Annotated in this window: 19 protein-coding genes, 1 pseudogene and 1 other annotated feature; of the genes and pseudogenes, 5 read left to right on the top strand and 15 right to left on the bottom strand. The window is 53.6% G+C overall.

All coding sequences use genetic code 11. The features are described 5' to 3' along the window. Positions 1-65: 65 nt before the first annotated feature. Both mog and tal read right to left on the bottom strand, forming a co-directional pair. Entirely contained in the window at positions 66-653 is a 588-nt protein-coding gene (gene mog, locus DFO56_RS09385) for a molybdopterin adenylyltransferase (RefSeq protein ID WP_045510010.1), read from the bottom strand. Positions 654-760: 107 nt separating this feature from the next. Continuing rightward, positions 761-1,714 carry a transaldolase gene (gene tal, locus DFO56_RS09380; RefSeq protein ID WP_017457867.1) on the bottom strand — a complete coding sequence of 318 codons (954 nt, stop codon included), beginning with the start codon at positions 1,712-1,714 and terminating at the stop codon, positions 761-763. 300 nt (positions 1,715-2,014) lie between these two features. Between tal and DFO56_RS09375 the strand changes: the two genes are divergently transcribed. Both DFO56_RS09375 and yaaA read left to right on the top strand, forming a co-directional pair. After that, on the top strand, positions 2,015-3,445 hold the full coding sequence (locus DFO56_RS09375) for a sodium:alanine symporter family protein (protein WP_045510013.1): 1,431 nt from the start codon (positions 2,015-2,017) through the stop codon (positions 3,443-3,445). Positions 3,446-3,525: 80 nt separating this feature from the next. Then, on the top strand, positions 3,526-4,299 hold the full coding sequence (gene yaaA, locus DFO56_RS09370) for a peroxide stress protein YaaA (RefSeq protein WP_045510017.1): 774 nt from the start codon (positions 3,526-3,528) through the stop codon (positions 4,297-4,299). Positions 4,300-4,341: 42 nt separating this feature from the next. On the opposite strand, the gene thrC is transcribed toward yaaA, so the two are convergent. The 6 genes from thrC to yjjY all read right to left on the bottom strand — a co-directional run bounded on the left by thrC (position 4,342) and on the right by yjjY (position 10,610). Beyond that, on the bottom strand, positions 4,342-5,628 hold the full coding sequence (gene thrC, locus DFO56_RS09365) for a threonine synthase (RefSeq protein ID WP_020456488.1): 1,287 nt from the start codon (positions 5,626-5,628) through the stop codon (positions 4,342-4,344). Positions 5,629-5,631: 3 nt separating this feature from the next. Continuing rightward, a complete protein-coding gene (gene thrB / locus DFO56_RS09360; RefSeq protein WP_045510020.1) occupies positions 5,632-6,561 on the bottom strand; it encodes a homoserine kinase in 930 nt (309 codons plus the stop codon). Position 6,562: 1 nt separating this feature from the next. Next, positions 6,563-9,025 carry a bifunctional aspartate kinase/homoserine dehydrogenase I gene (gene thrA, locus DFO56_RS09355; RefSeq protein WP_045510023.1) on the bottom strand — a complete coding sequence of 821 codons (2,463 nt, stop codon included), beginning with the start codon at positions 9,023-9,025 and terminating at the stop codon, positions 6,563-6,565. Between the two features lie 23 nt (positions 9,026-9,048). Then, positions 9,049-9,166, bottom strand: a sequence feature (Thr leader region). After that, on the bottom strand, positions 9,105-9,173 hold the full coding sequence (gene thrL / locus DFO56_RS09350) for a thr operon leader peptide (protein WP_110093700.1): 69 nt from the start codon (positions 9,171-9,173) through the stop codon (positions 9,105-9,107). It overlaps the preceding feature by 62 nt. Positions 9,174-9,384: 211 nt before the next feature. After that, entirely contained in the window at positions 9,385-10,071 is a 687-nt protein-coding gene (locus tag DFO56_RS09345; protein WP_045510026.1) for a tRNA/rRNA methyltransferase, read from the bottom strand. Positions 10,072-10,469: 398 nt separating this feature from the next. Beyond that, positions 10,470-10,610, bottom strand: a complete 141-nt coding sequence (gene yjjY, locus DFO56_RS09340; protein WP_086870418.1) for a protein YjjY — start codon at positions 10,608-10,610, stop codon at positions 10,470-10,472. Between the two features lie 94 nt (positions 10,611-10,704). Between yjjY and arcA the strand changes: the two genes are divergently transcribed. Then, the gene (gene arcA / locus DFO56_RS09335) at positions 10,705-11,421 is read left to right on the top strand and encodes a two-component system response regulator ArcA (RefSeq protein WP_003856501.1); all 717 of its coding nucleotides are present in this window, start codon (positions 10,705-10,707) and stop codon (positions 11,419-11,421) included. A 41-nt stretch (positions 11,422-11,462) separates the two neighbouring features. Here arcA and creD read toward each other — a convergent pair. From creD to creA, 4 genes and pseudogenes are all read right to left on the bottom strand, one after another. Next, positions 11,463-12,835 (bottom strand): annotated as a pseudogene (gene creD / locus DFO56_RS09330) (cell envelope integrity protein CreD). A gap of 57 nt (positions 12,836-12,892) precedes the next feature. Further along, positions 12,893-14,317 (bottom strand): two-component system sensor histidine kinase CreC, encoded by a 1,425-nt coding sequence (gene creC, locus DFO56_RS09325; RefSeq protein ID WP_045510030.1) that lies wholly within the window; start codon positions 14,315-14,317, stop codon positions 12,893-12,895. After that, positions 14,317-15,012, bottom strand: a complete 696-nt coding sequence (gene creB / locus DFO56_RS09320; RefSeq protein ID WP_020456482.1) for a two-component system response regulator CreB — start codon at positions 15,010-15,012, stop codon at positions 14,317-14,319. The genes creC and creB overlap by 1 nt, the downstream gene beginning before the upstream one ends. 5 nt (positions 15,013-15,017) lie before the next feature. Further along, positions 15,018-15,491 carry a protein CreA gene (gene creA, locus DFO56_RS09315; protein WP_020456481.1) on the bottom strand — a complete coding sequence of 158 codons (474 nt, stop codon included), beginning with the start codon at positions 15,489-15,491 and terminating at the stop codon, positions 15,018-15,020. A gap of 214 nt (positions 15,492-15,705) precedes the next feature. Between creA and robA the strand changes: the two genes are divergently transcribed. Further along, positions 15,706-16,581, top strand: a complete 876-nt coding sequence (gene robA / locus DFO56_RS09310) for an MDR efflux pump AcrAB transcriptional activator RobA (protein ID WP_045510033.1) — start codon at positions 15,706-15,708, stop codon at positions 16,579-16,581. Here the strand turns inward: robA and gpmB are convergent. Further along, on the bottom strand, positions 16,578-17,225 hold the full coding sequence (gene gpmB / locus DFO56_RS09305; RefSeq protein ID WP_020456479.1) for a 2,3-diphosphoglycerate-dependent phosphoglycerate mutase GpmB: 648 nt from the start codon (positions 17,223-17,225) through the stop codon (positions 16,578-16,580). The genes robA and gpmB overlap by 4 nt on opposite strands. A gap of 98 nt (positions 17,226-17,323) precedes the next feature. On the opposite strand from gpmB, the gene yjjX reads away from it, so the two are divergent. Then, entirely contained in the window at positions 17,324-17,839 is a 516-nt protein-coding gene (gene yjjX, locus DFO56_RS09300; RefSeq protein ID WP_045510035.1) for an inosine/xanthosine triphosphatase, read from the top strand. Here yjjX and trpR read toward each other — a convergent pair. Then, on the bottom strand, positions 17,830-18,159 hold the full coding sequence (trpR, locus tag DFO56_RS09295; protein WP_017457853.1) for a trp operon repressor: 330 nt from the start codon (positions 18,157-18,159) through the stop codon (positions 17,830-17,832). The two genes, yjjX and trpR, sit on opposite strands and share 10 nt — an antisense overlap. Before the next feature lie 74 nt (positions 18,160-18,233). Next, entirely contained in the window at positions 18,234-20,174 is a 1,941-nt protein-coding gene (sltY, locus tag DFO56_RS09290; protein WP_045510038.1) for a murein transglycosylase, read from the bottom strand. Positions 20,175-20,312 lie beyond the last annotated feature (138 nt).

Below are 20,312 nucleotides of genomic sequence, written 5' to 3'. Positions count from 1 at the left end.
TTACTATACCGTAAATAAATTAACACTCCATAGACGGCACTGCTTATCTCAGAAAAGAATCATTTTTAGGATAATATTTCACGCGTTGCGCTCTTAGGCCTAAAAGATGCTACAACTTGCGGATCTGTCTCGACGTATGGCCCGTCCAGCAACTGTACACAATACGGTACACTGGCAAAAATACCTGGCACTTTCACTGTACCATCTTCATCTTTAAGCCCTTCCAGCGTCTCTTTTATGGATTTCGGCTGACCGGGCAAATTGAGGATCAGCGCCTGCTTGCGGATCACACCGACCTGGCGGGAAAGGATCGCGGTCGGCACAAAATTGAGGCTGATTTGCCGCATCTGTTCGCCAAACCCGGGCATTTCGCGATCGGCTACCGCCAGCGTCGCATCCGGCGTTACATCGCGGCGCGCAGGCCCGGTTCCGCCAGTGGTCAGCACCAGATGGCAACTCATTTCATCCACCAGCTCGCACAGGGTTTGTTCGATAATGCTTTGCTCATCCGGGATCAGACGAGTTTCAATCTGAAAAGGGGTTGTCAGGGCGCTCGCCAGCCACGCTTCCAGTGCGGGCAAACCTTTGTCCTGATAAACGCCGCTGGAGGCGCGATCGGAAACCGAAACTAAACCAATGCGTAGTGTGTCCATATTCATTCCGTGCAAAAAAACAATTTAACGAAATGATACACGCTGAGGGGAAAGGCAAACAGAGCAGAGAGAAGAAGCGTGACCGGGAACCCGGCCACGCCTGATGATTACAGCAGATCGCCGATCATTTTTTCCAGTTTTTCCTGGTCAACGGCAAACTTACGGATACCGTCCGCCAGTTTATCAACCGCCATCGGATCCTGGTTGTGCTGCCACAGGAATTCCGCTTCGGTGATGCGCTCAGGACGCGCTTTCACTTCGCCGGTGTAAGCGAGTTTGCGTTCAATGGTGCCCGCGCTTTCAGACAGCTCTTTCAGCAGTGCCGGCGCGATGGTCAGACGGTCGCAGCCCGCCAGTTCAATAATTTCGCCGGTGTTACGGAAGCTTGCGCCCATCACCACGGTTTCATAGCCGTGCTGTTTGTAGTACTGGTAGATCTCCGTAACGGAAACCACACCCGGATCTTCTGCCGGTGCGTACTCTTTCTTGTCGGTATTGGCTTTGTACCAGTCGAGAATACGGCCAACGAACGGAGAGATCAGGAACACGCCCGCTTCAGCACATGCGCGCGCCTGTGCAAAGGAGAACAGCAGCGTCAGGTTACAGTTGATACCCTCTTTTTCCAGCTGTTCTGCAGCGCGGATGCCCTGCCAGGTGGACGCCAGTTTGATCAGGATACGATCGTTGCTGATACCCGCATCGTTGTACATTTTGATCAGGCGTTTTGCTTTCGCGATGGACGCGTCGGTGTCGTAAGAGAGACGCGCATCCACTTCGGTGGAGATACGGCCAGGGATCAGTTTGAGGATTTCCAGACCGATATTCACTGCCAGTCGGTCTGTTGCATCAACAACCTGCTGCGCACGATCGCTGCTCTGGCTACGCGCCCAGGTCACGGCGTCGTCAATCAGTTTGCGGTATTCAGGGATTTGGGCAGCCCCAAGAATCAGAGAAGGGTTAGTTGTTGCATCCTGCGGCTGGTACAGCTTCATTGCCGCGATATCTCCGGTATCAGCCACGACTGTGGTGTACTGACGCAGGGAGGTCAATTTATCCGTCATGATAATATTTCTCTTTAAACGATACCCTAATACTCCACGCTAAGACCGACGACGCGTTGCTGCGCCTGGCGCATTAACGCAGCCAGCGCACCTCAACGAGAAGTATGACGAGTATACTTGTTAGGGGGATGTAACCGGTCTGCCCATGATGATAACACGACGCCTTGCCAGCGCAACCGCAGACAATGCTCTGAAAATTGTATGGTAAACTCACTTAATTAATTGCCTGCGAAGTGATGCATACACTCCTGTAGCCACGCCCCAGGCCCCCCCCCCCCGGCATCAACAAGAGGAATGTTAATGCCTGAATTTTTCTCATTCATCAGTGAAATCCTTTGGGGTTCATTGATGGTTTACCTGCTGGCGGCGGCAGGTATCTGGTTTGCGTTCCGCAGCCGGTTTGTCCCCTTCCGTTTCATTCGCGATTTTGGCCAAAGTCTGAAAAGCAGCCGAGTTGCACAGCCTGGTGCGCTCTCGTCGTATCAGGCATTATGCCTGAGCCTTGCGACAAGGCTCGGCAGCGGTAACCTGGCGGGCGTGGCGTTTGCACTGACCACCGGCGGCCCAGGAGCGATTTTCTGGATGTGGGTTTCCGCCATCATTGGCATGGTCATTAGCTTTGCCGAATGTTCGCTGGCGCAATTGTACAAAGAGCGTGATGACAATCAGCAGCTGCGCGGCGGCCCGGCATGGTATATGGAACGCGGGCTGGGCATGCGCTGGATGGGCGTGCTGTTCTCCATCTTTTTGCTGCTCACCTACGGTCTGGTGTTTAACACCATTCAATCCACGGCGATGGCACAAGCCGCGCGTTATGCGTGGAACGTGCCCGGGTTTATCAGTGGGATCGTGCTTGCTGCGTGTGCTTTTCTGTTCATGCTCAAAGGGCTTAACAACGTTGCGCGCTTGATGCAGTGGATGGTGCCGGTAATGGCGCTGGCCTGGATTGTCGTGAGTTTTGGCGTCAGCCTGTGGCATGCCAATCTGCTGCCTGCGGTTCTTGTGAACATTGTCAAAAGCGCTTTTGGCTGGCAGGAAGCGGCAACCGGAACCATGGCTTACACCCTTAGCCAGGCCATCACCAGCGGTTTTCAACGTAGCATGCTCGCTAATGAAGCGGGTATGGGATCGTCCCCCAACGCCGCCGCTACTGCGGCATCATGGCCTCCACATCCTGTCGCACAAGGTTTTGTGCAGATGATTGGCGTCGTAACCGATACCTTTCTGGTCTGTACCGCCAGCGCGTTTATTCTGCTGCTCGCGGGAAATGCGCCAGCTACAGGCGCGATCGGCGGAACACAATTGATGCAGCAGGCGATGGTGTCACTGACAGGAAGCTGGGGCGCGGGGTTCGTTGCCGCCATCGTGGCGCTGTTTGCATTTACGTCGATTGTGGCGAACTACACCTACGCGGAAAACAACCTGATCTTTTTGCGCCGTAATAGCGCAAGGAATATCTGGTTACTGCGCACAGCTGTTTTGCTGATGGTGCTAATGGGCTCGTTTTTCAGCCTGCCGCTAATCTGGCACGTCGCCGACGTGATGATGGCGTTGATGGCTATTACCAACCTGACCGCGATCCTGTTGCTTTCGCCAGTAGTGAGACTGCTGGCGCGTGATTACCAGCGCCAGCGTAAACTTGGCGTCATGCCGGTCTTTGATCCGAAGCGCTACCCGGAGATCAAACGCCAGCTGGCGCCGGGGAGCTGGGATGACATTCCCCGTTCGTAGCGCTAATCGCAACTATCGATCAAGTCTGTTGGTTTTTTTGCTAAAGTCAGCGGAAATTTCTCGCACAGCAAGGACTGAGTATGCTGATTTTGATTTCACCTGCTAAAACACTCGATTACCAAAGCCCGCTGGCGACCACGCGCTTCACCCAGCCGGAACTGCTGGATCACGCCCAGCAATTGATTAAGACCGCGCGAAAACTTTCTGCGCCGCAAATCAAAGCGCTGATGGGCATCAGCGATAAGCTCGCCGATCTTAACGCGACCCGCTTTCACGACTGGCAGCCTGATTTCACCCCGGAAAATGCGCGCCAGGCGATTCTGGCCTTCAAAGGCGACGTCTACACCGGTCTGCAGGCGAAAACCTTCAGCGAGGCGGATTTCGACTTTGCGCAGCAGCATCTGCGCATGCTTTCCGGGTTATACGGCGTGCTGCGCCCGCTGGATCTGATGCAACCTTACCGGCTGGAGATGGGCATCCGGCTGGAGAACGCCAAAGGTAAGGATCTGTATCAATTCTGGGGCGATATCATTACCCACAAACTCAACGACGCCATTGCCGCCCAGGGCGACGATATTGTTATCAACCTGGCCTCTGACGAATATTTCCGCTCGGTCAAAACCCAGAAACTGAAAGCCAGGGTAATCAAACCTGTGTTCCTTGATGAGAAGAATGGCAAGTTTAAGGTCATCAGCTTCTACGCCAAAAAAGCGCGTGGGTTGATGAGCCGCTACATCATTGAGCAGCGTTTGACGAAACCGGAGCAGTTAGCGGGGTTTGATAGCGAAGGGTATTTCTTTGATGAAGAAGCGTCCGCGCAGGACGAAATGGTGTTTAAGCGTCACGAGCAGTAAGCGTTATGTTTCCCCTGCCAGCAGGCAGGGGAAACAGAGACATTACGCTTTGCTCATCATCAACTGACGCAGGGCGGAGAAATCCGCAGGCAACTGATGCGAAAGCAGTGGTAAGTCGGCGCGATCGGCCAGCTCTTTTGGCAGCGGCAGGGTTTCTCCCAGAATCTCCTCAACACTCTCTTTGAACTTCGCCGGATGCGCGGTACCGAGGAACAGGCCGTACTCGCCCGGTTGCAGTTGATCGCGCAGCGCACGGTAAGCGATGGCAGCATGCGGTTCAGAAATGTAGCCCTTGCCTTTCAGCTCGCGGATCGTGGCTTTCGTGGTTTCGTCATCCACCGCTGCATAACCCAGCTCGTTTAAGCGCCAGATCTTACGACGGAACAACTCTTCAACACGCGGCCAGTTATTCGGCTGGCTCACGTCCATCGCGTTCGACAATGTCGCCTGCGTCGCTTTAGGTTGCCATTGCCCCTCTTTCAGGAAGCGCGGAACCGTGTCATTGGCGTTGGTGGCGGCGATAAAACGCTTGATCGGCAGCCCCAGAGATTTCGCCAGCAAACCGGCGGTCAGATCACCGAAGTTACCGCTCGGCACGGAAACCACCAGTTGATTGCGTGCTTCCTGCGGCAGTTGTGCAACCGCTTCAAAGTAATAACAAATCTGTGCCAGCAGACGGCTGATGTTGATCGAGTTTGCCGAGTTCAAGCCCAGTGCCGTTTTCAGCTCTTCATCATCGAATGCCTGTTTAACCAGTGCCTGGCAGGCATCGAAATCCGCATCGATAGCGACAGTTTCGATATTGCCGCCCAATGTACAGAACAGTTTTTCCTGCAGCGGGCTGATTTTGCCCTGCGGATAAAGGATCACCACACGCACGTTCTTCATTCCGTAGAAGGCATGTGCCACCGCAGCGCCCGTATCGCCAGACGTCGCCGTCAGAATGGTCACCGGTTTGTCGCCGCTAATAGCACTCAGCATCTGCGCCATAAAACGCCCGCCGAAATCTTTAAATGCCAGCGTAGGTCCGTGGAAAAGCTCCAGGCAGCCAACGTCGCTCTCCACCGGTTTTACCGGCGCAGGGAAAGCAAACGCGGCACGCACGCGGGCTTCCAGCGCATCCTCAGGAATTTCATCGCCAATAAACGCCGCAAGGATTTTCGCACTGCGGGTGACGAAATCCTGCGCCAGCATCTCATCGACCTCGGTCAGGTTAAATTCCGGCAGATCGTGCGGGAAGAACAGCCCCTGATTTTTGCCAAGCCCCTGGGTGACGGCCTGCGCAAAGCTGACCTGTTCGTTATGATCTTTTAAGTTGTAAAGTTTCATTGGTTATCCCACTACGCGAGCGCCCGCCGTGTCCAGCCGGCAAATATGAACGAAGCCTTCCTGATTTTGCAGATAGTGCTTGCCGAGCCAGTCGGCAACGCGCTGAGCGGTATCCGGCTTGTCGCACAAGGCAAACAGCGTTGGTCCGGAACCCGAGATCCCGCAGGCCAGCGCGCCAATATCCGCCACTGCTTTACGTGCTTCCCCAAACCCCGGCAGCAATTTCATGCGGTACGGTTCGGCAATCACATCTTTCATTAATTTTGCTGCCAGCGCAGGCTGACGGCTGTAGCAAGCATGGATAAAGCCCGCCAGGTGGCGACCATGAGCAATGCAATCCTGGCGGCGATATTGCGCTGGCAGGATCGCGCGCGCTTCGGCTGTCGAGACTTTAATGCCTGGATACGCCAAAACCCACAGCCACTCATCAAAGCCTGGCACCTGCTGGCTGATAATGCCGCTTTCCTCGATCATCAATTGCATGCCGCCGAGGTAGCAAGGCGCGACGTTATCGTAATGCACGCTACCGGAAATACGCCCTTCCAGCTCGCCCATCAGCGCCAGCATGCGTGTTTCGTTCAGCGGCTTACCGCAGAACTCATTCATGGCGACCAGCGCCGCGACCACCGAACAAGCGCTGGAGCCAAGCCCCGAGCCTATCGGCATGTTTTTTTCCAGCGTCATCGCGACGGGAACCTGCTTGCCGATCTCCTGACAAAACAGTTCCCAGCACTGATAAACGATATTTTCTTTCGGCTCAGTCGGTAATTTACTGGCGAAGCGGCCCACATTCTTCAGGCTGAAATGATCGGCTGCTTCCACACTGACATTATCGCCCAACAATGTGCCATCCACAGGCGTAACCGCCGCGCCAAGCACATCAAAACCCACGCTCATATTGGCACTGGAGGCCGGAGCATACACCTTCACCATCTCAGACTCCTAACTTCCAGGACAGGGTGCGCAGCAGGTCGGCGAACACGCCCGCTGCCGTCACATCATTACCCGCGCCATATCCGCGCAGCACCAGCGGTAACGGCTGGTAATAGTGGCTGTAGAACGCCAGCGCGTTCTCGCCGTTTTTCACTTTGAACAGCGGATCGTTGCCATCAACAGCCGCGATTTTCACCCGGCAAGTGCCATCTTCTTCAATGTTGCCGACATAACGCAGCACCTTACCTTCATCGCGCGCTTTTGCGACTCGTGCGGCAAAATCATCATCCAGCTCCGGCAGACGCGCCATAAAACTCTCAACATCGCCTGAATCGTCAAAACTCGCCGGCAACACCGGCTCGATGACGATATCCGACAACTCCAGTTCACGACCGGTTTCGCGCGCCAGAATCAGCAGCTTACGCGCCACATCCATACCGGAGAGATCATCCCGCGGATCCGGCTCGGTATAGCCCATTTCACGGGCAAGATTCGTAGCCGCCGACAGGCTCACTCCTTCATCCAGCTTGCCGAAAATAAACGACAAGGAACCGGAAAGAATACCGGAGAAATGCTGCAGCTCGTCCCCGGCGTTCAGCAGGTTTTGCAGGTTTTCAATCACCGGCAAGCCCGCACCAACGTTAGTGTCGTACAGGAATTTACGCCGCGATTTTTCCGCCGCGCGACGCAACTGGTGGTAATAATCCAGCGATGAGGTGTTGGCTTTTTTGTTCGGCGTCACAACGTGGAAACCTTCTCGCAGGAAATCCGCATACTGATCGGCCACCGCCTGGCTGGAAGTACAGTCAACAATCACCGGGTTCAACAGGTGATACTCTTTCACCAGGCGAATCAGGCGGCCCAGGTTAAACGGCTCTTTGGCTTGTGCCATTTCCGCTTGCCAGTTATCCAGATTCAGGCCGTGAACATTAGTCAGCAGCGCTTTCGAGTTCGCCACACCACAAACACGCAGATCAATATGTTTGTTTTTCAGCCATGTTTGCTGGCGCTTAAGCTGTTCCAGCAGCGCACCGCCGACACCGCCGACGCCAATCACAAACACCTCGATCACCTGGTCGGTGTTAAACAGCATCTGGTGCGTGACGCGCACGCCAGTGGTGGCATCGTCGTTGCTAACGACTACGGAGATTGAGCGTTCGGAGGAGCCCTGAGCAATCGCCACAATATTAATATTTGCGCGCGCCAGCGCCGCAAAAAACTTCGCCGAAATCCCGCGCAATGTGCGCATACCGTCGCCGACAACAGAGATGATCGCCAGACGTTCCATTACCGCCAGCGGTTCCAGCAGGCCTTCTTTCAATTCGAGATAGAACTCTTCACTCATGGCACGCTGGGCACGGGCGCAATCGGATTGCGGCACACAGAAGCTGATGCTGTATTCCGAGGACGACTGGGTGATCAACACAACGGAAATGCCGTTGCGCGACATCGCGGCAAACACACGTGCCGCCATGCCGACCATGCCCTTCATCCCCGGACCGGAGACGCTGAACATCGCCATGTTATTCAGATTCGAAATGCCTTTTACCGGCAGACCATCTTCATCAGAGGTCGCGCCAATCAGCGTACCCGGTGCTTGCGGGTTTCCGGTGTTTTTGATCAGGCAAGGAATTTGAAACTGTGCGATGGGGGTGATGGTACGGGGGTGAAGAACTTTGGCGCCGAAGTAGGAAAGCTCCATGGCTTCCTGGTACGACATCGACTTGAGCAACCTGGCGTCTGGCACCTGGCGCGGGTCGCAAGTATAAACGCCGTCGACATCGGTCCAGATCTCACAACAATCTGCGCGCAGACAGGCCGCGAGTACGGCAGCAGAATAGTCGGAACCGTTACGCCCAAGCACCACCAGTTCACCCTTTTCATTCCCGGCGGTGAAACCAGCCATCAGCACCATATGATCCGCAGGAATACGGCTGGCGGCGATACGGCGAGTAGATTCAGCGATATCGACCGTTGATTCAAGGTAATGGCCGACCGCGAGCAATTTCTCAACCGGATCGATAACGCTGACTTTATGACCGCGCGCTTCCAGTAACCCCGCCATGATGGCGATGGAGAGTTTCTCACCACGGCAAATTAACGCCGCGTTAATGCTGTCCGGGCACTGGCCGAGCAGGCTGATACCATGCAGAACGTGTTTGATCTGCGCGAACTCTTGTTCAACAAAAGCTTTTAATTGTGCGAGGGGAAAGCCCGGTTGCGCATCTGCCAGCCCTTGCAGCAGGTCGGCGAAGATACGCTCGGCGTCGCTAATGTTCGGAATCGCATCCTGGCCGCCGATCGTTTTTTCGATCATTGCCACCAGATGGTTAGTAATTTTCGCCGGGGCAGAAAGCACGGTGGCCACCTGCCCCTGCCTGGCATTACTTTCCAGGATATCGGCAACACGCAGAAAACGCTCCGCATTTGCCACTGATGTACCGCCGAACTTCAACACTCGCATGGTTTACCCCTTAATCTCCGGTCGAAAAAAAAGCCCGCACTGTTCAGGTGCGGGCTTTTTTCTGTGTTTCCTGTACGCGTCAGCCCGCACCGTTACCTGTGGTAATGGTGATGGTTGTAATTGTGGTAATGGTGCTGATGCGTTTCATGGATGTTGTGTGCTCTGTAATCATTATCTGTCTGTGCTGTATGCCTATATTGGTTAAAGTATCTGCCTGCTCAAGTCAATTTATTTTTATTTTTCGCCCTTTTGCCGTTATTCCCGGCTGCGCTGGAACAGACGTCACTTTCAACCTATTAGGATCATTCTCGTCATATATCGCAGTGACTTTAACTATAAAAAAACGTTATGTCAGCGATTTACTCGGCGAGTTTTTTTTCGATATCGTGCAGCAAACGATGCAACATTGCAGTGTCACGTTGTTCCAGCAGACCAAGACGCTGATCGAGCCAGTCGGCCATTTTAATGTCATCCGCCACGCCTAATTTTTCCAGTAATCCGCGAGTTCGCAAACGCAGCGCCTGCAACTGATTACCGTCAACCGGGGCTGCCTCTTTCGGAGTATGTTGTATTAAAGATGCTAATTGATAGCAGAAAACCATCACCGCCTGGCCGAGATTAAGTGAAGGATAATCCGCTACCATCGGAACACCCGTTAAAATATCTGCCAACGCCAGCTCTTCATTGGTAAGCCCGGAATCCTCACGGCCAAACACCAGCGCAGCACTACTCAACCATGTGCTTTTCTCTTGTAACAAGGGAACCAGTTCCGCTGGTGTCGCGTAGTAATGGAATTTCGCCCGGCTGCGCGCCGTGGTGGCGATGGTAAAGGGGATATCCACCAGCGCATCGGCAAGGGTTGCATAAGTTTTAATATTATCAAGGATATCGCCCGAGCCGTGCGCCACGCGGCGCGCGCCTTCTTGCAAGTGCGCCTCGCTATCAACGATACGCAAATCACTAAACCCCATGGTCTTCATAGCGCGGGCAGCGGCACCGACATTTTCCGCTCGCGCGGGGGACACAAGAACAACAGCCAATTGCATTTTACTTTCTCTTCTTCCTGAGACCACGGGGAAATGTGACCTTTGTCATCATACTACGCGGTGCGAATTTACAATTATGTAACACAAATCACTGATTTAGCCCTTGTCTACGGTTAAAAAAAGCTAAACTATTTATCAGCGATATTACCTGCTAAGATGTTAACAGAAGGGACTTATCCCTATGTTTATTCATGGCATTTTAATACAGAATTTCCCACTTGTATTGGATTCGCCCTGTTTATCAATTAATATGCGCAACTAGTTGGTTTATTGAAAAATTGTAAGAAACGCTAGCATTTGGCTATCAAGATTTCTCCAAACTGTTAACGTGCTACAATTGAACTTGATATATGTCAACGAAGCGTAGTTTTATTGGGTGTCATTTACGTCTTAGCCTGTTATGTTGCTGTTAAAATGGTTAGGATGACAGCCGTTTTTGACACTGTCGGGTTCAGAGGGAAAGTGCCCACGACCAAGCTAATGATGTTGTTGACGTTGATGGAAAGTGCATCAAGAACGCAATTACGTACTTTAGTCATGTTACGCCGTCATGTTAATTTTCGACATGCACCAGGCTGGTCAGGGACTTTTGTACTTCCTGTTTCGATTTAGTTGGCAATTTAGGTAGCAAACATGCAGACCCCGCACATTCTTATTGTTGAAGACGAGTTGGTAACACGCAACACGTTAAAAAGCATTTTCGAAGCAGAAGGCTACGATGTCTTTGAAGCGACAGATGGCGCTGAAATGCATCAAATCCTTTCTGAAAATGATATCAACCTGGTGATCATGGATATCAATCTGCCGGGTAAAAACGGTCTTTTGCTGGCGCGTGAATTACGTGAGCAGGCGAATGTCGCGCTGATGTTCCTGACGGGCCGTGATAACGAAGTCGATAAGATTCTGGGCCTTGAAATTGGTGCCGACGACTACATCACCAAACCGTTTAACCCACGCGAACTGACTATTCGCGCGCGCAACCTGTTGTCCCGTACCATGAATCTGGGCACGGTCAGCGAAGAACGCCGCAGCGTTGACAGCTACAAATTCAACGGCTGGGAACTGGATATCAATAGCCGTTCACTGATTAGCCCGAACGGCGAGCAGTATAAGCTGCCGCGCAGCGAATTCCGCGCGATGCTGCACTTCTGCGAAAATCCAGGCAAAATCCAGTCTCGTGCGGAGTTGCTGAAAAAAATGACCGGCCGTGAACTGAAGCCACACGATCGTACGGTCGATGTGACTATCCGCCGTATTCGTAAACATTTCGAATCGACACCGGATACCCCGGAAATCATCGCCACCATTCACGGTGAAGGTTACCGCTTCTGCGGTGATTTGCAGGAATAAGCCAGAATAATGATAAAAAAGCGGCGCAAAGCGCCGCTTTTTTATTTCCAGATGCGTAATTCTTCGTCACGCACTGATTGCGGTATTTTCTTCACCGAACCAGAAAGCGCATACCAGTCGATCTTGCGCGTCAGCATCATCACAGCGCTCAAGGCGATAAACAGAACACCGGTGCCGAGCAACAGCGCATTATCTTCGGAGTTCAACAGGCTCCACATCACCGCATCAAGCACTAACAGCGCGATACTAAACGACAAACCCGCACGCCAGCTTTTCAATACGCCCTGTAAATAGACACCGTTCAGCAGTGCACCGAGCAGGCTGGCAACCCCCCAGGCAATGTTGAAGCCGGTATGTTCAGAAAGCGCCAGCAGCACCAGGTAGAACATCACCAGCGATAATCCCACCAGCAAATATTGCATCGGATGCATCTGCCGCGCAGATAAACTCTCAAAAACGAAAAACGCCAGATAAGTCAATACGATCAGCAAAATTGCGTATTTAACCGCTCTGTCGGTCAACTGGTACTGATCGGCAGGTGTGGCGATGTCGACGCTGAAAGCAGGCAATTCCCAACTTTTGCTGGCAGACAGCCCCCCGGCAGTACGCATTTGCTGTCCAGATTGTTGGCAAACCAGCTACTTTGCCAGTGCGCCTGAAAACCATTGGCACTCACCGTGCGTTTTTCCGGCAGAAAATCGCCCATAAAACCCGGATGCGGCCAGTCGCCATTCAGTGTCATCTCGCTATTTCGCCCCAGCGGCACCACGGAAAAATCACCCGTTCCGCTCAAACTAAACGCCATAGTCAGCTTTAGCGATTGCTGCAAATTCGCCGTCGACAACGGCATATGCACACCCTGCAGATCGCTTGCCAGCCCGGTTCCTGGTTCAACGCTGAGTGTCTCGCCATTCAACCTGGTGGTACGCAACTGGCCAATACCGCGCGAATCACTCAACGCTAAAACTAGAAATGGCTCGCCGAGGGAGATATTTTCATCGGCTTTGATATCCAGCCGCTTTGGGTCGAATTCCGCGTTGATCTCAATGTCGTTGTGCCAGATTTGTCCATCATAAATGCCGATCTTGCGGGTTTCGACCTGTTGTTTGCCGTTAACCATCAGCGATTCTGGCAACCAAAAACGAAGAAAACTTTGTTTATGCCGCACCTCTTTGGGGGCCTCGTTGTCGTTGGCTTTTTCCAGGGAAACCACCGTTTCAGTCACCGGGATGGCGATCAACGGCCCGACCAATTTTTGACTGCCAGCGCTGCTCTGGCGCAGCGTATCCGTCACATCGTTACGATAATTCGCGCGTTCGCCAATTAAGCCGCTCAGCAGCGTCAGCGGGATAAGCAGAACACAAAGACAACCTGACAGCGTTACCATTTTCCAGAACAGGGGGGATTTCAACATAGCCTTCTCCTTAGTGATGTGCGCAGAGTAGTGAGGCTATGTGTGAAGGATTTGAAGTTATGTGAAGTGTGGGTGAAGTGACAGCCGGGCTTCGCAACCCCCTTGCGGGCGGTTCAGAACGCGAATATCACCATGATGCAGCCGCGCGACTTCCTGGACAAACGCCAGCCCCAGCCCACTGCTTTTTTGCCCGTCGGCTCGCGGCAGCGAGTAGAAGCGTTCAAAAACGCGCTGCAATGCGTAATCCGGGATACCTGAACCGCTGTCGCTGACCGTTAACACCAGCGCGTCAGCTTCCTGGCTGGCGCATAACGCCACCACACCGCCAGGCGGCGTAAAATCAATGGCGTTATCGAGTAAATTACCCAACGCCTGGGTCAGCAGTTCACTATCCCCTGCTGCCACAGCATCAGCAGCGTCAATCTGCAGAGTTAAGCCTTTCGCCGACAACACCACACTGCGTTGCTCCTGTAGCTGGCGAAAAAGCATACCGACATCCACTGCCGCAAACGCAATTTCCAGCCGGTTTTCCAGTTTCGCCTGGTGTAACAACTTCTCAACCAGATTCTGCATGCGGCTATTTTGCGTAAGAATGTTGTCGGTAAAACGCGCCACGGCCTCTGGCGGCGGCCCTTCACGCAGGATCTCCGCCGCGCCGCGAATGGCTGCCAGCGGGCTTTTCAGTTCATGCGTCAGGGCGTAAACATACTGTTCGATATAATTTTTGCCTTCCAGTTTCACACGCATACTTTCCAGCGCCTGCGCCAGTTTACGCAGCTCACTGCTTCCTAAATCGGGTAAAGGAACCGGACGGTTTTCGGTAACGGAATCAGCGTAGCGCGCCAGCTTGCCAATGGAGCGATTGATCCACCAGACCATGACTGCACCAATGAGCAACGCAATGCCCAGCAGCGCGCCGCCGGCCCATAAGATGCGTCGCTCGCTGCGTTTAATCACCGGATCCATCGCGCTGTTTGGCTTACCCACGCTGATTACACCGATAATGCGGCCTTGATCGGTCACCGGGGCGGCAACATACATCACCGTACTCTGCGGGTTACTGGCATCCGCCAGCGAGCTACGTGCACCGTAATTCCCGCGCAGCGTCAGCCAGACATCATTCCAGCGTGAGTAATCCTGACCCAGCGCCTTTCCTGACGAATCAAACACCACGCGCCCGGTGCTGTCGGTCATGTAGACATGATACTCATTGCGCACTTTATGGATCCCGCTGATATGCGCATTGATTGGCTGGTGATTTAACGTCGAGAAAGCCTGCGCCAGGCGCCCATCCTGCGCGTGACCAGAGCGTAAATCTTCGCGAGCCAGCTCCGCCAGCAGCGTCGCGGTATCAATAAGTGTCCCTTCGGTGGCGCGTCGTACACCGGGTTTGATCTCCTGAACAAAGATCGACAGCACGAACCATGCGGCAACCGCCACGATCAGGAAATACCCCAGCAACAGGCGCATGCCAATGCGCATCAGCGGATCCCCAGGCTGTAGCCCATACCGCGATGCGTATTGATAGGAGTAAGTTCAGCATTGATGGCGCGTAGCTTGGCGCGCAAGGTCTTGATATGAGTATCGACGGTGCGATCGAAACTCTCCTGAGCATCGCTCCAGACTTGATCCATCAATTGCTGGCGAGAAAAAACACGTCCTGGTGCCAACAGTAAGGTTTTCAACAACAGAAATTCGTAACGGGTCAGCAGCAGCGTTTCGCCGCACCAGCGAATAATCGCGGCATCCTCGTCCAACTCAAACTGGCCGATTCGCCGCATTTCGTTGTGAAGAGATGCCTTTTGCAACCTGCGCAACACCGTGCGCACCCTGGCGCATACTTCACGCGGTGAGAAGGGCTTGGCAATGTAATCATCCGCGCCCATCTCCAGCCCCAGCAGCTTGTCGACTTCATCGCTGCGCGCGGTAAGAAACAGCACCGGCAACGCGGGCGCGCGCGCCAGTAGCCGACGACAAAGTTCAAAACCGCTGATATCCGGCAGGCCGACGTCCAGAATCGCCAGCTCAGGCAGACGATGCTGCGCCGCATCCAGCACCGGCAAACCTCGCTCAAACGCGGTGACGGCAAAACCGTCCTGCTGCAACATGTAAATCAACGTTTCAGCGATGCTGGCTTCATCCTCTACCAGCCAGATCTGCGGTTGCGGCGTAGACATTGGGCTTATTTACTCCAGGGAATAATGGGTACCGCGCTTAAGGCGTTTTTCGGCGATCCTTCGACCACTTTATCGGAATAAGCTAAATATGCCAGAGTGTTACGTTTCGCGTCATAGAAACGCACCACCTGCAATTTCTTGAAGACTAATGATGTTCGTTTCTGGAAAACCACATCGCCCTGCGCCTTACCGTTTTTGATTTTATCGCTCAACTCAACCGGACCAACCTGCTGGCAAGAGATAGCCGCGTCGGACGTATCTTCCGCCAGCCCCAGCCCACCCTTGATACCACCGGTTTTCGCCCGGCTGATGTAACAGGTGACATTTTTCACATCAGGATCATCAAACGCTTCGACCACAATTTTGTGATCCGGCCCAAACATTTTAAACACGGTATCCACGGAACCAATTTGTTCTGCATGTGCAGAGCCCAGCGTGGCCAACACTAATGCAGGAAGGATTAACTTTGTATATTTCATATTGTTACCATTTTTGAATATTACGTTGAGCAACTATTCAGCTTTTAAATGAGAAACTGTTTGCAGATCACTAATTTACAAAATTTATGATGAAAATCAGTCACAATGCGTATTTGTGCACAAAAAAAACACCGAATGCTAAACACCTCAAAACCCGTTATTATCCGTTGCCTGGTATCAGGCGTTAATGCTGTTTTAAGGAAGAGGATATTGTATGGATCAGGCTGGGATCATTCGCGACTTACTTTCCTGGCTGGAAAGCCATCTGGATCAGCCGCTCGCTTTGGATAATGTGGCGGCAAAAGCAGGCTATTCCAAGTGGCACCTGCAAAGGATGTTTAAAGACGTGACCGGTCATGCCATCGGCGCTTACATTCGCGCGCGTCGTCTGTCAAAATCCGCCGTTGCTCTGCGCCTGACTGCCCGTCCCATTCTGGATATTGCACTGCAATACCGCTTTGATTCGCAACAGACCTTCACCCGCGCTTTCAAGAAACAGTTTGCTGTCACCCCTGCGCTCTATCGCCGTTCACCAGACTGGAGCGCGTTTGGCATTCGCCCGCCGATGCGTCTTGGCGAATTTACCATGCCAAAACATGATTTTGTCACCCTGCCACCAATGCATCTTATTGGCACCACCCAGAGCTACACCTGCGCGCTGGAGGAGATCTCCGATTTTCGTAATCAAATGCGCATTCAGTTCTGGCGGGAATTTTTGAGCAATTCACCGAAAATTCCACCGGAAATGTATGGCCTGCACGAGCCGCGCCCGAGTCTGGAAAAAGATGACGAACAGGAAGTGTTTTACACCACAGCGCTAACGCCGGAGATGGCGAACGGCTATCTGAACAACGCGCAGCCGGTGTTGCTGGAAGGCGGCGACTACATCTCCTTCGCCTATGAAGGTTCACCGCACGGTTTTCAGGATTTCATCCTGACCGTTTACGGAACGTGCATGCCGATGCTTAATCTCACGCGCCGTAAAGGCCAGGATATTGAGCATTTTTACCCGCAGCATGAAGAGCCGCGCGAAGACGGCGAGCCGCCAGCGCACATCCGCTGCGAGTATCTGGTGCCCATTCGCCGTTAACGCTGCAACTCATCCAGCGCAGGGGCGTCCAGATGCGAGACGTCTCCTGCGGTTTCCACCACCCAGCCGGAAGCCAGCCACGGACTTTGTTGATAATCAATACGGGAAATGGAGCAGTTGCGCAGGCGCAGGCGGCGTTCAGCATAAGCCGGCAGCCCAAGGATCGTGCTCACCAGGCAGCCCAGCGCCATACCGTGGCTAACCAGCAACGGGCGGCTTCCTTCGGGAAGCTCCAGGCAGGTTGCCAGCGCCGCGTGCATACGGTCGCTTAACTCCTGCATCGATTCACCATCGGGAATGCGGCCATCGGCCGTGCCATTCACCAGTTGGCGACGCCAGCTCTCTTCTTCTTCAGTCAGGGAATCGATATGACGGCGTTCCAGCACGCCCATGTCCAGCTCGCGTAAACGCGGCTCAAAGGTGATATCGCAACCGCAGACTTCAGCGATGATCTCAGCCGTCCGGCGGGTTCGGCCCAGGTCGCTGGCAATAACGTGGGTAATGCCCAGCGCTTTTGCGCGCTCAGCCACCTGCCACGCCTGCTTCTCCCCTTTTTCGGTTAACGGACTGTCTGACTGGCCTTGAATACGACGCTCGGCGTTCCACTGCGTTTCACCGTGGCGAACAAGGTATACCTGTAACATGCTTTTTTATCCATTATACTGCGATGAATTTATTATCTGAGGAAGGTCTCTGTCCGGGGTAAAGAACGCGTCTCATTCCGAACATACCGTTATTGATTATGCACCATGTTGTCTCAGCTACCACCAATCCCGCGAAAATTCGGGCGATTCTGCACGCTTTTAACGAGATCTTTGGCGAAGGATCCTGCCATATAGACGCCGTTTCCGTCGATAGCGGCGTACCGGAACAGCCGTTTGGCAGTGAAGAAACGCGTACTGGCGCACGAAATCGCGTGGCCAATGCCCGCCATGCGCGCCCCGAAGCGGATTTCTGGGTAGCTATCGAAGCCGGGATCGACGAGGGCAGTACGTTTAGTTGGGTGGTTATTGAAAGCAATCATCAGAAAGGTGAAGCCCGCTCGGCAACGCTGCCGCTACCGGAGATCATTTTGCAGAAAGTGCGCGCCGGTGAAGCGCTCGGGCCAGTAATGTCGCGGTATAGCGGAATTGATGAGATTGGCCGCAAAGAGGGTGCCATCGGCGTTTTCACTGCCGGTAAACTCACGCGCGAAAGCGTTTACCACCAGGCGGTGATTCTGGCGCTCAGCCCCTTTCACAACGCGATTTATCGCTGAGTATTCAGCAGCGTCTGCTCCAGCCATAAACGTAAATCAGCAGGCGCAGCTTTCAGGCTGTTTGAACCACGAGTAATGGTCGCGATACCTGCCCCCAGCTCGCTTTTCAGCTCGCGCTGGCTCATCTCGCCGCGCAACAGTTCTTCAATGATCCGCACTCTTGTGCCCAACGACTCGCGCTCATCTGGCGTAAGCATCAGATTAAGCAACGGAATGTGCAGATCCTTTTCATAAGATTGCCGAACCAGATCAACGAAGCGTTGCCACTCCTGATCGCGCTGTTCGGCCATCGCTGCGGAATAGGGTGATTGCTGAGTCATAATTTGCCGCCATGTTAAAGGTTTACTGATGCGTACTCTTTAGCGAGTACACATCATAGCATAAACCACGGAAATCAATAACGGCGCTGCCATTCAGCATCATTAAAGACAACCGGCTTATCTCCGCTCAGGAAATAGCGGTAATAGGCATCATAAGCCAGCACGTTTTTCACATAGCTGCGCGTTTCCGAGAACGGGATGCTCTCAATAAACGCCACCGCATCCAGTTTGCCGCCGCTGTTGTTCAGCCAGCTGCGCACCCTTCCCGGCCCGGCGTTATAGGCTGCCGACGAGAAAATACGATTATTGCCAAACTGCTGATAAACATATTGCAGATAGCTGGTGCCGATGTTGATATTCGTTTCCGGATCAAACAATTGGCCCGAGTTGCTGTAGCCGGGAATATTAAACATCTTCACCGTGTGCGTGGCGGTACCCGGCATAATCTGCATTAAACCTGCCGCGCCAACCGGGGAGCGCGCCGTTGGGTTCCAGGCACTCTCCTGGCGCGATATCGCCATCGCATAGCTTTGCGAAATCCCTTTTCCACTGGTGTAGCGGGCATAAAGATCGCTATACGCCAGCGGGAAACGCTCTTCAAGTTGATCCCACAGTTTGCCGGCAATCGTGGCCTGCACGCTCAGATCCCACCAGTGCTGATTAAATGCATAACGCGCCAGCTGCGCCTGCTCTTGCTGGGTGCGGCTGGTCACCAGATTCGCCCACTCACTGCGCGCGGTGTTATCAAGCCCCCAGTACATCAGCTCACGAACGCGTGCCATTTCTGCGCCCTGCGTCAGCGTTGGGGAGACATTTCCCTGCGCTTTGTCTATCTGCATCGAGTAATCTTCCCCCAACCGCTGGGCGGCGGCCATCGGGTAAAAACCGCGCTGCTTCATCAGGGCGTGGAGGATCTCTTTAGCTTCATCCTCACGTCCGCGCTCCAGCAACAAATCCGCCTGCCAGTAGCGCCACTCGTCTTTCTCTTTTGCGTCCATCGGCAAACGCGAAAGCCAGGTATTCAGCCCACGACGATCGCCGTTGCCAATCGCCATACGCACCCGGCGCTCCAGCAAAGAGACCGATTGCGAGCGCATGATTGCATCATCACGCCAGCGCGCCTGATCGCTGGTGACGTCATTGCCCATCAATCGCCATGCGACAATATCGCGCAGCGTCTGGGTTTGTTCCTCATTCAACTGTTGTGCTTGCACCAGCGACGGGATCATTAAGCGAGCATTTTCCACATCCTGACGCGCAACGCTTTCAAAGGCTTCCGCGGCCATCTGACGGGTAAAATCCGTTGCGCCGGTGGTGGTGGCAAAGGACATTACGCTCAATGGATTATTGGCAAGGTTAATGATAGCCGCCGAAATGGTTTGATAATCAGGCGGCATCTGCCCGGCCAGCAGTGTCACCAGTTTGGTATTACCCGCTTTCATCGCCAGGCGAATACGCTCCAGAAACGCCAGCGGATCCTGTTTCCCGGAAGCGCGCCATGCGCCAAACAGCTGATCGCACGCGTTGGGCTGGCTTTTACCGCTTAACCACAGCTCTTTCGCACCTGCCCAGGCTTCGTCTGCCTGACCGGTATTCCACTTGGCAAAGTAGTAGTTACATTGTGCTTCGGTAGTCGCAGGTTTCTCCGGGCTGAACGCCAGCAGCCCGCGCCAGTCTTGCCGCCGGGCCAGTTCATTAACAAAGCGAGATTTCAGCGTGCGCGCCGCCGGAAGCGTCGGGTTGGCCTGCACAAAGTTGGTCACCGTAATTGCGGGTTGATTCATCAGATCGTCGGTAATCTGACGATATTGCAGGTATGGGTAAAGCGGATACGTTTGTAGCGTGGGCAGTAATTGCTGCACCACGTCCATCTGTTTGTTGTCCCATGCGGTTTTTATCTGCGCGTAACGGTTACGTTGTTCATCCAGTGAATCTGCTCGCGCTACATTGCTGAGGGACAGCAAACAAACGCAGGCCGCCGCGAATCGCAAGGCGACATGTTTAGCTCTCTGCACAGCTCTTTCCTCTTATCTGTCACGTTTTTACAGCGTCATGCCGCGTAATGCGTTAATGCTAACCGCGCAACTCGTAACGCGCCACGTTGCGCACACTTTTTTACCTTTCTGGCGTGATTTAACACACCTGGCGCGGCT

The organism is Kosakonia sp. AG348 (assembly GCF_003337365.1).
In the GTDB taxonomy this organism is placed as follows: domain Bacteria; phylum Pseudomonadota; class Gammaproteobacteria; order Enterobacterales; family Enterobacteriaceae; genus Kosakonia.
This window is presented reverse-complemented; position numbering and strand designations above follow the sequence as displayed.

Coding starts and splice junctions, on each gene's coding strand:
- DFO56_RS09345 (WP_045510026.1), bottom strand. CDS start 10,071: ATGCAATTGGCTGTTGTTCTTGTGTCCCCCGCGCGAGCGGAAAATGTC.
- creC (WP_045510030.1), bottom strand. CDS start 14,317: ATGCGCATTGGCATGCGCCTGTTGCTGGGGTATTTCCTGATCGTGGCG.
- yjjX (WP_045510035.1), top strand. CDS start 17,324: ATGCACCATGTTGTCTCAGCTACCACCAATCCCGCGAAAATTCGGGCG.
- thrB (WP_045510020.1), bottom strand. CDS start 6,561: ATGGTGAAGGTGTATGCTCCGGCCTCCAGTGCCAATATGAGCGTGGGT.
- robA (WP_045510033.1), top strand. CDS start 15,706: ATGGATCAGGCTGGGATCATTCGCGACTTACTTTCCTGGCTGGAAAGC.
- gpmB (WP_020456479.1), bottom strand. CDS start 17,225: ATGTTACAGGTATACCTTGTTCGCCACGGTGAAACGCAGTGGAACGCC.
- creA (WP_020456481.1), bottom strand. CDS start 15,491: ATGAAATATACAAAGTTAATCCTTCCTGCATTAGTGTTGGCCACGCTG.
- mog (WP_045510010.1), bottom strand. CDS start 653: ATGGACACACTACGCATTGGTTTAGTTTCGGTTTCCGATCGCGCCTCC.
- yjjY (WP_086870418.1), bottom strand. CDS start 10,610: ATGACTAAAGTACGTAATTGCGTTCTTGATGCACTTTCCATCAACGTC.
- arcA (WP_003856501.1), top strand. CDS start 10,705: ATGCAGACCCCGCACATTCTTATTGTTGAAGACGAGTTGGTAACACGC.
- trpR (WP_017457853.1), bottom strand. CDS start 18,159: ATGACTCAGCAATCACCCTATTCCGCAGCGATGGCCGAACAGCGCGAT.
- yaaA (WP_045510017.1), top strand. CDS start 3,526: ATGCTGATTTTGATTTCACCTGCTAAAACACTCGATTACCAAAGCCCG.
- creB (WP_020456482.1), bottom strand. CDS start 15,012: ATGTCTACGCCGCAACCGCAGATCTGGCTGGTAGAGGATGAAGCCAGC.
- DFO56_RS09375 (WP_045510013.1), top strand. CDS start 2,015: ATGCCTGAATTTTTCTCATTCATCAGTGAAATCCTTTGGGGTTCATTG.
- tal (WP_017457867.1), bottom strand. CDS start 1,714: ATGACGGATAAATTGACCTCCCTGCGTCAGTACACCACAGTCGTGGCT.
- thrA (WP_045510023.1), bottom strand. CDS start 9,025: ATGCGAGTGTTGAAGTTCGGCGGTACATCAGTGGCAAATGCGGAGCGT.
- thrC (WP_020456488.1), bottom strand. CDS start 5,628: ATGAAACTTTACAACTTAAAAGATCATAACGAACAGGTCAGCTTTGCG.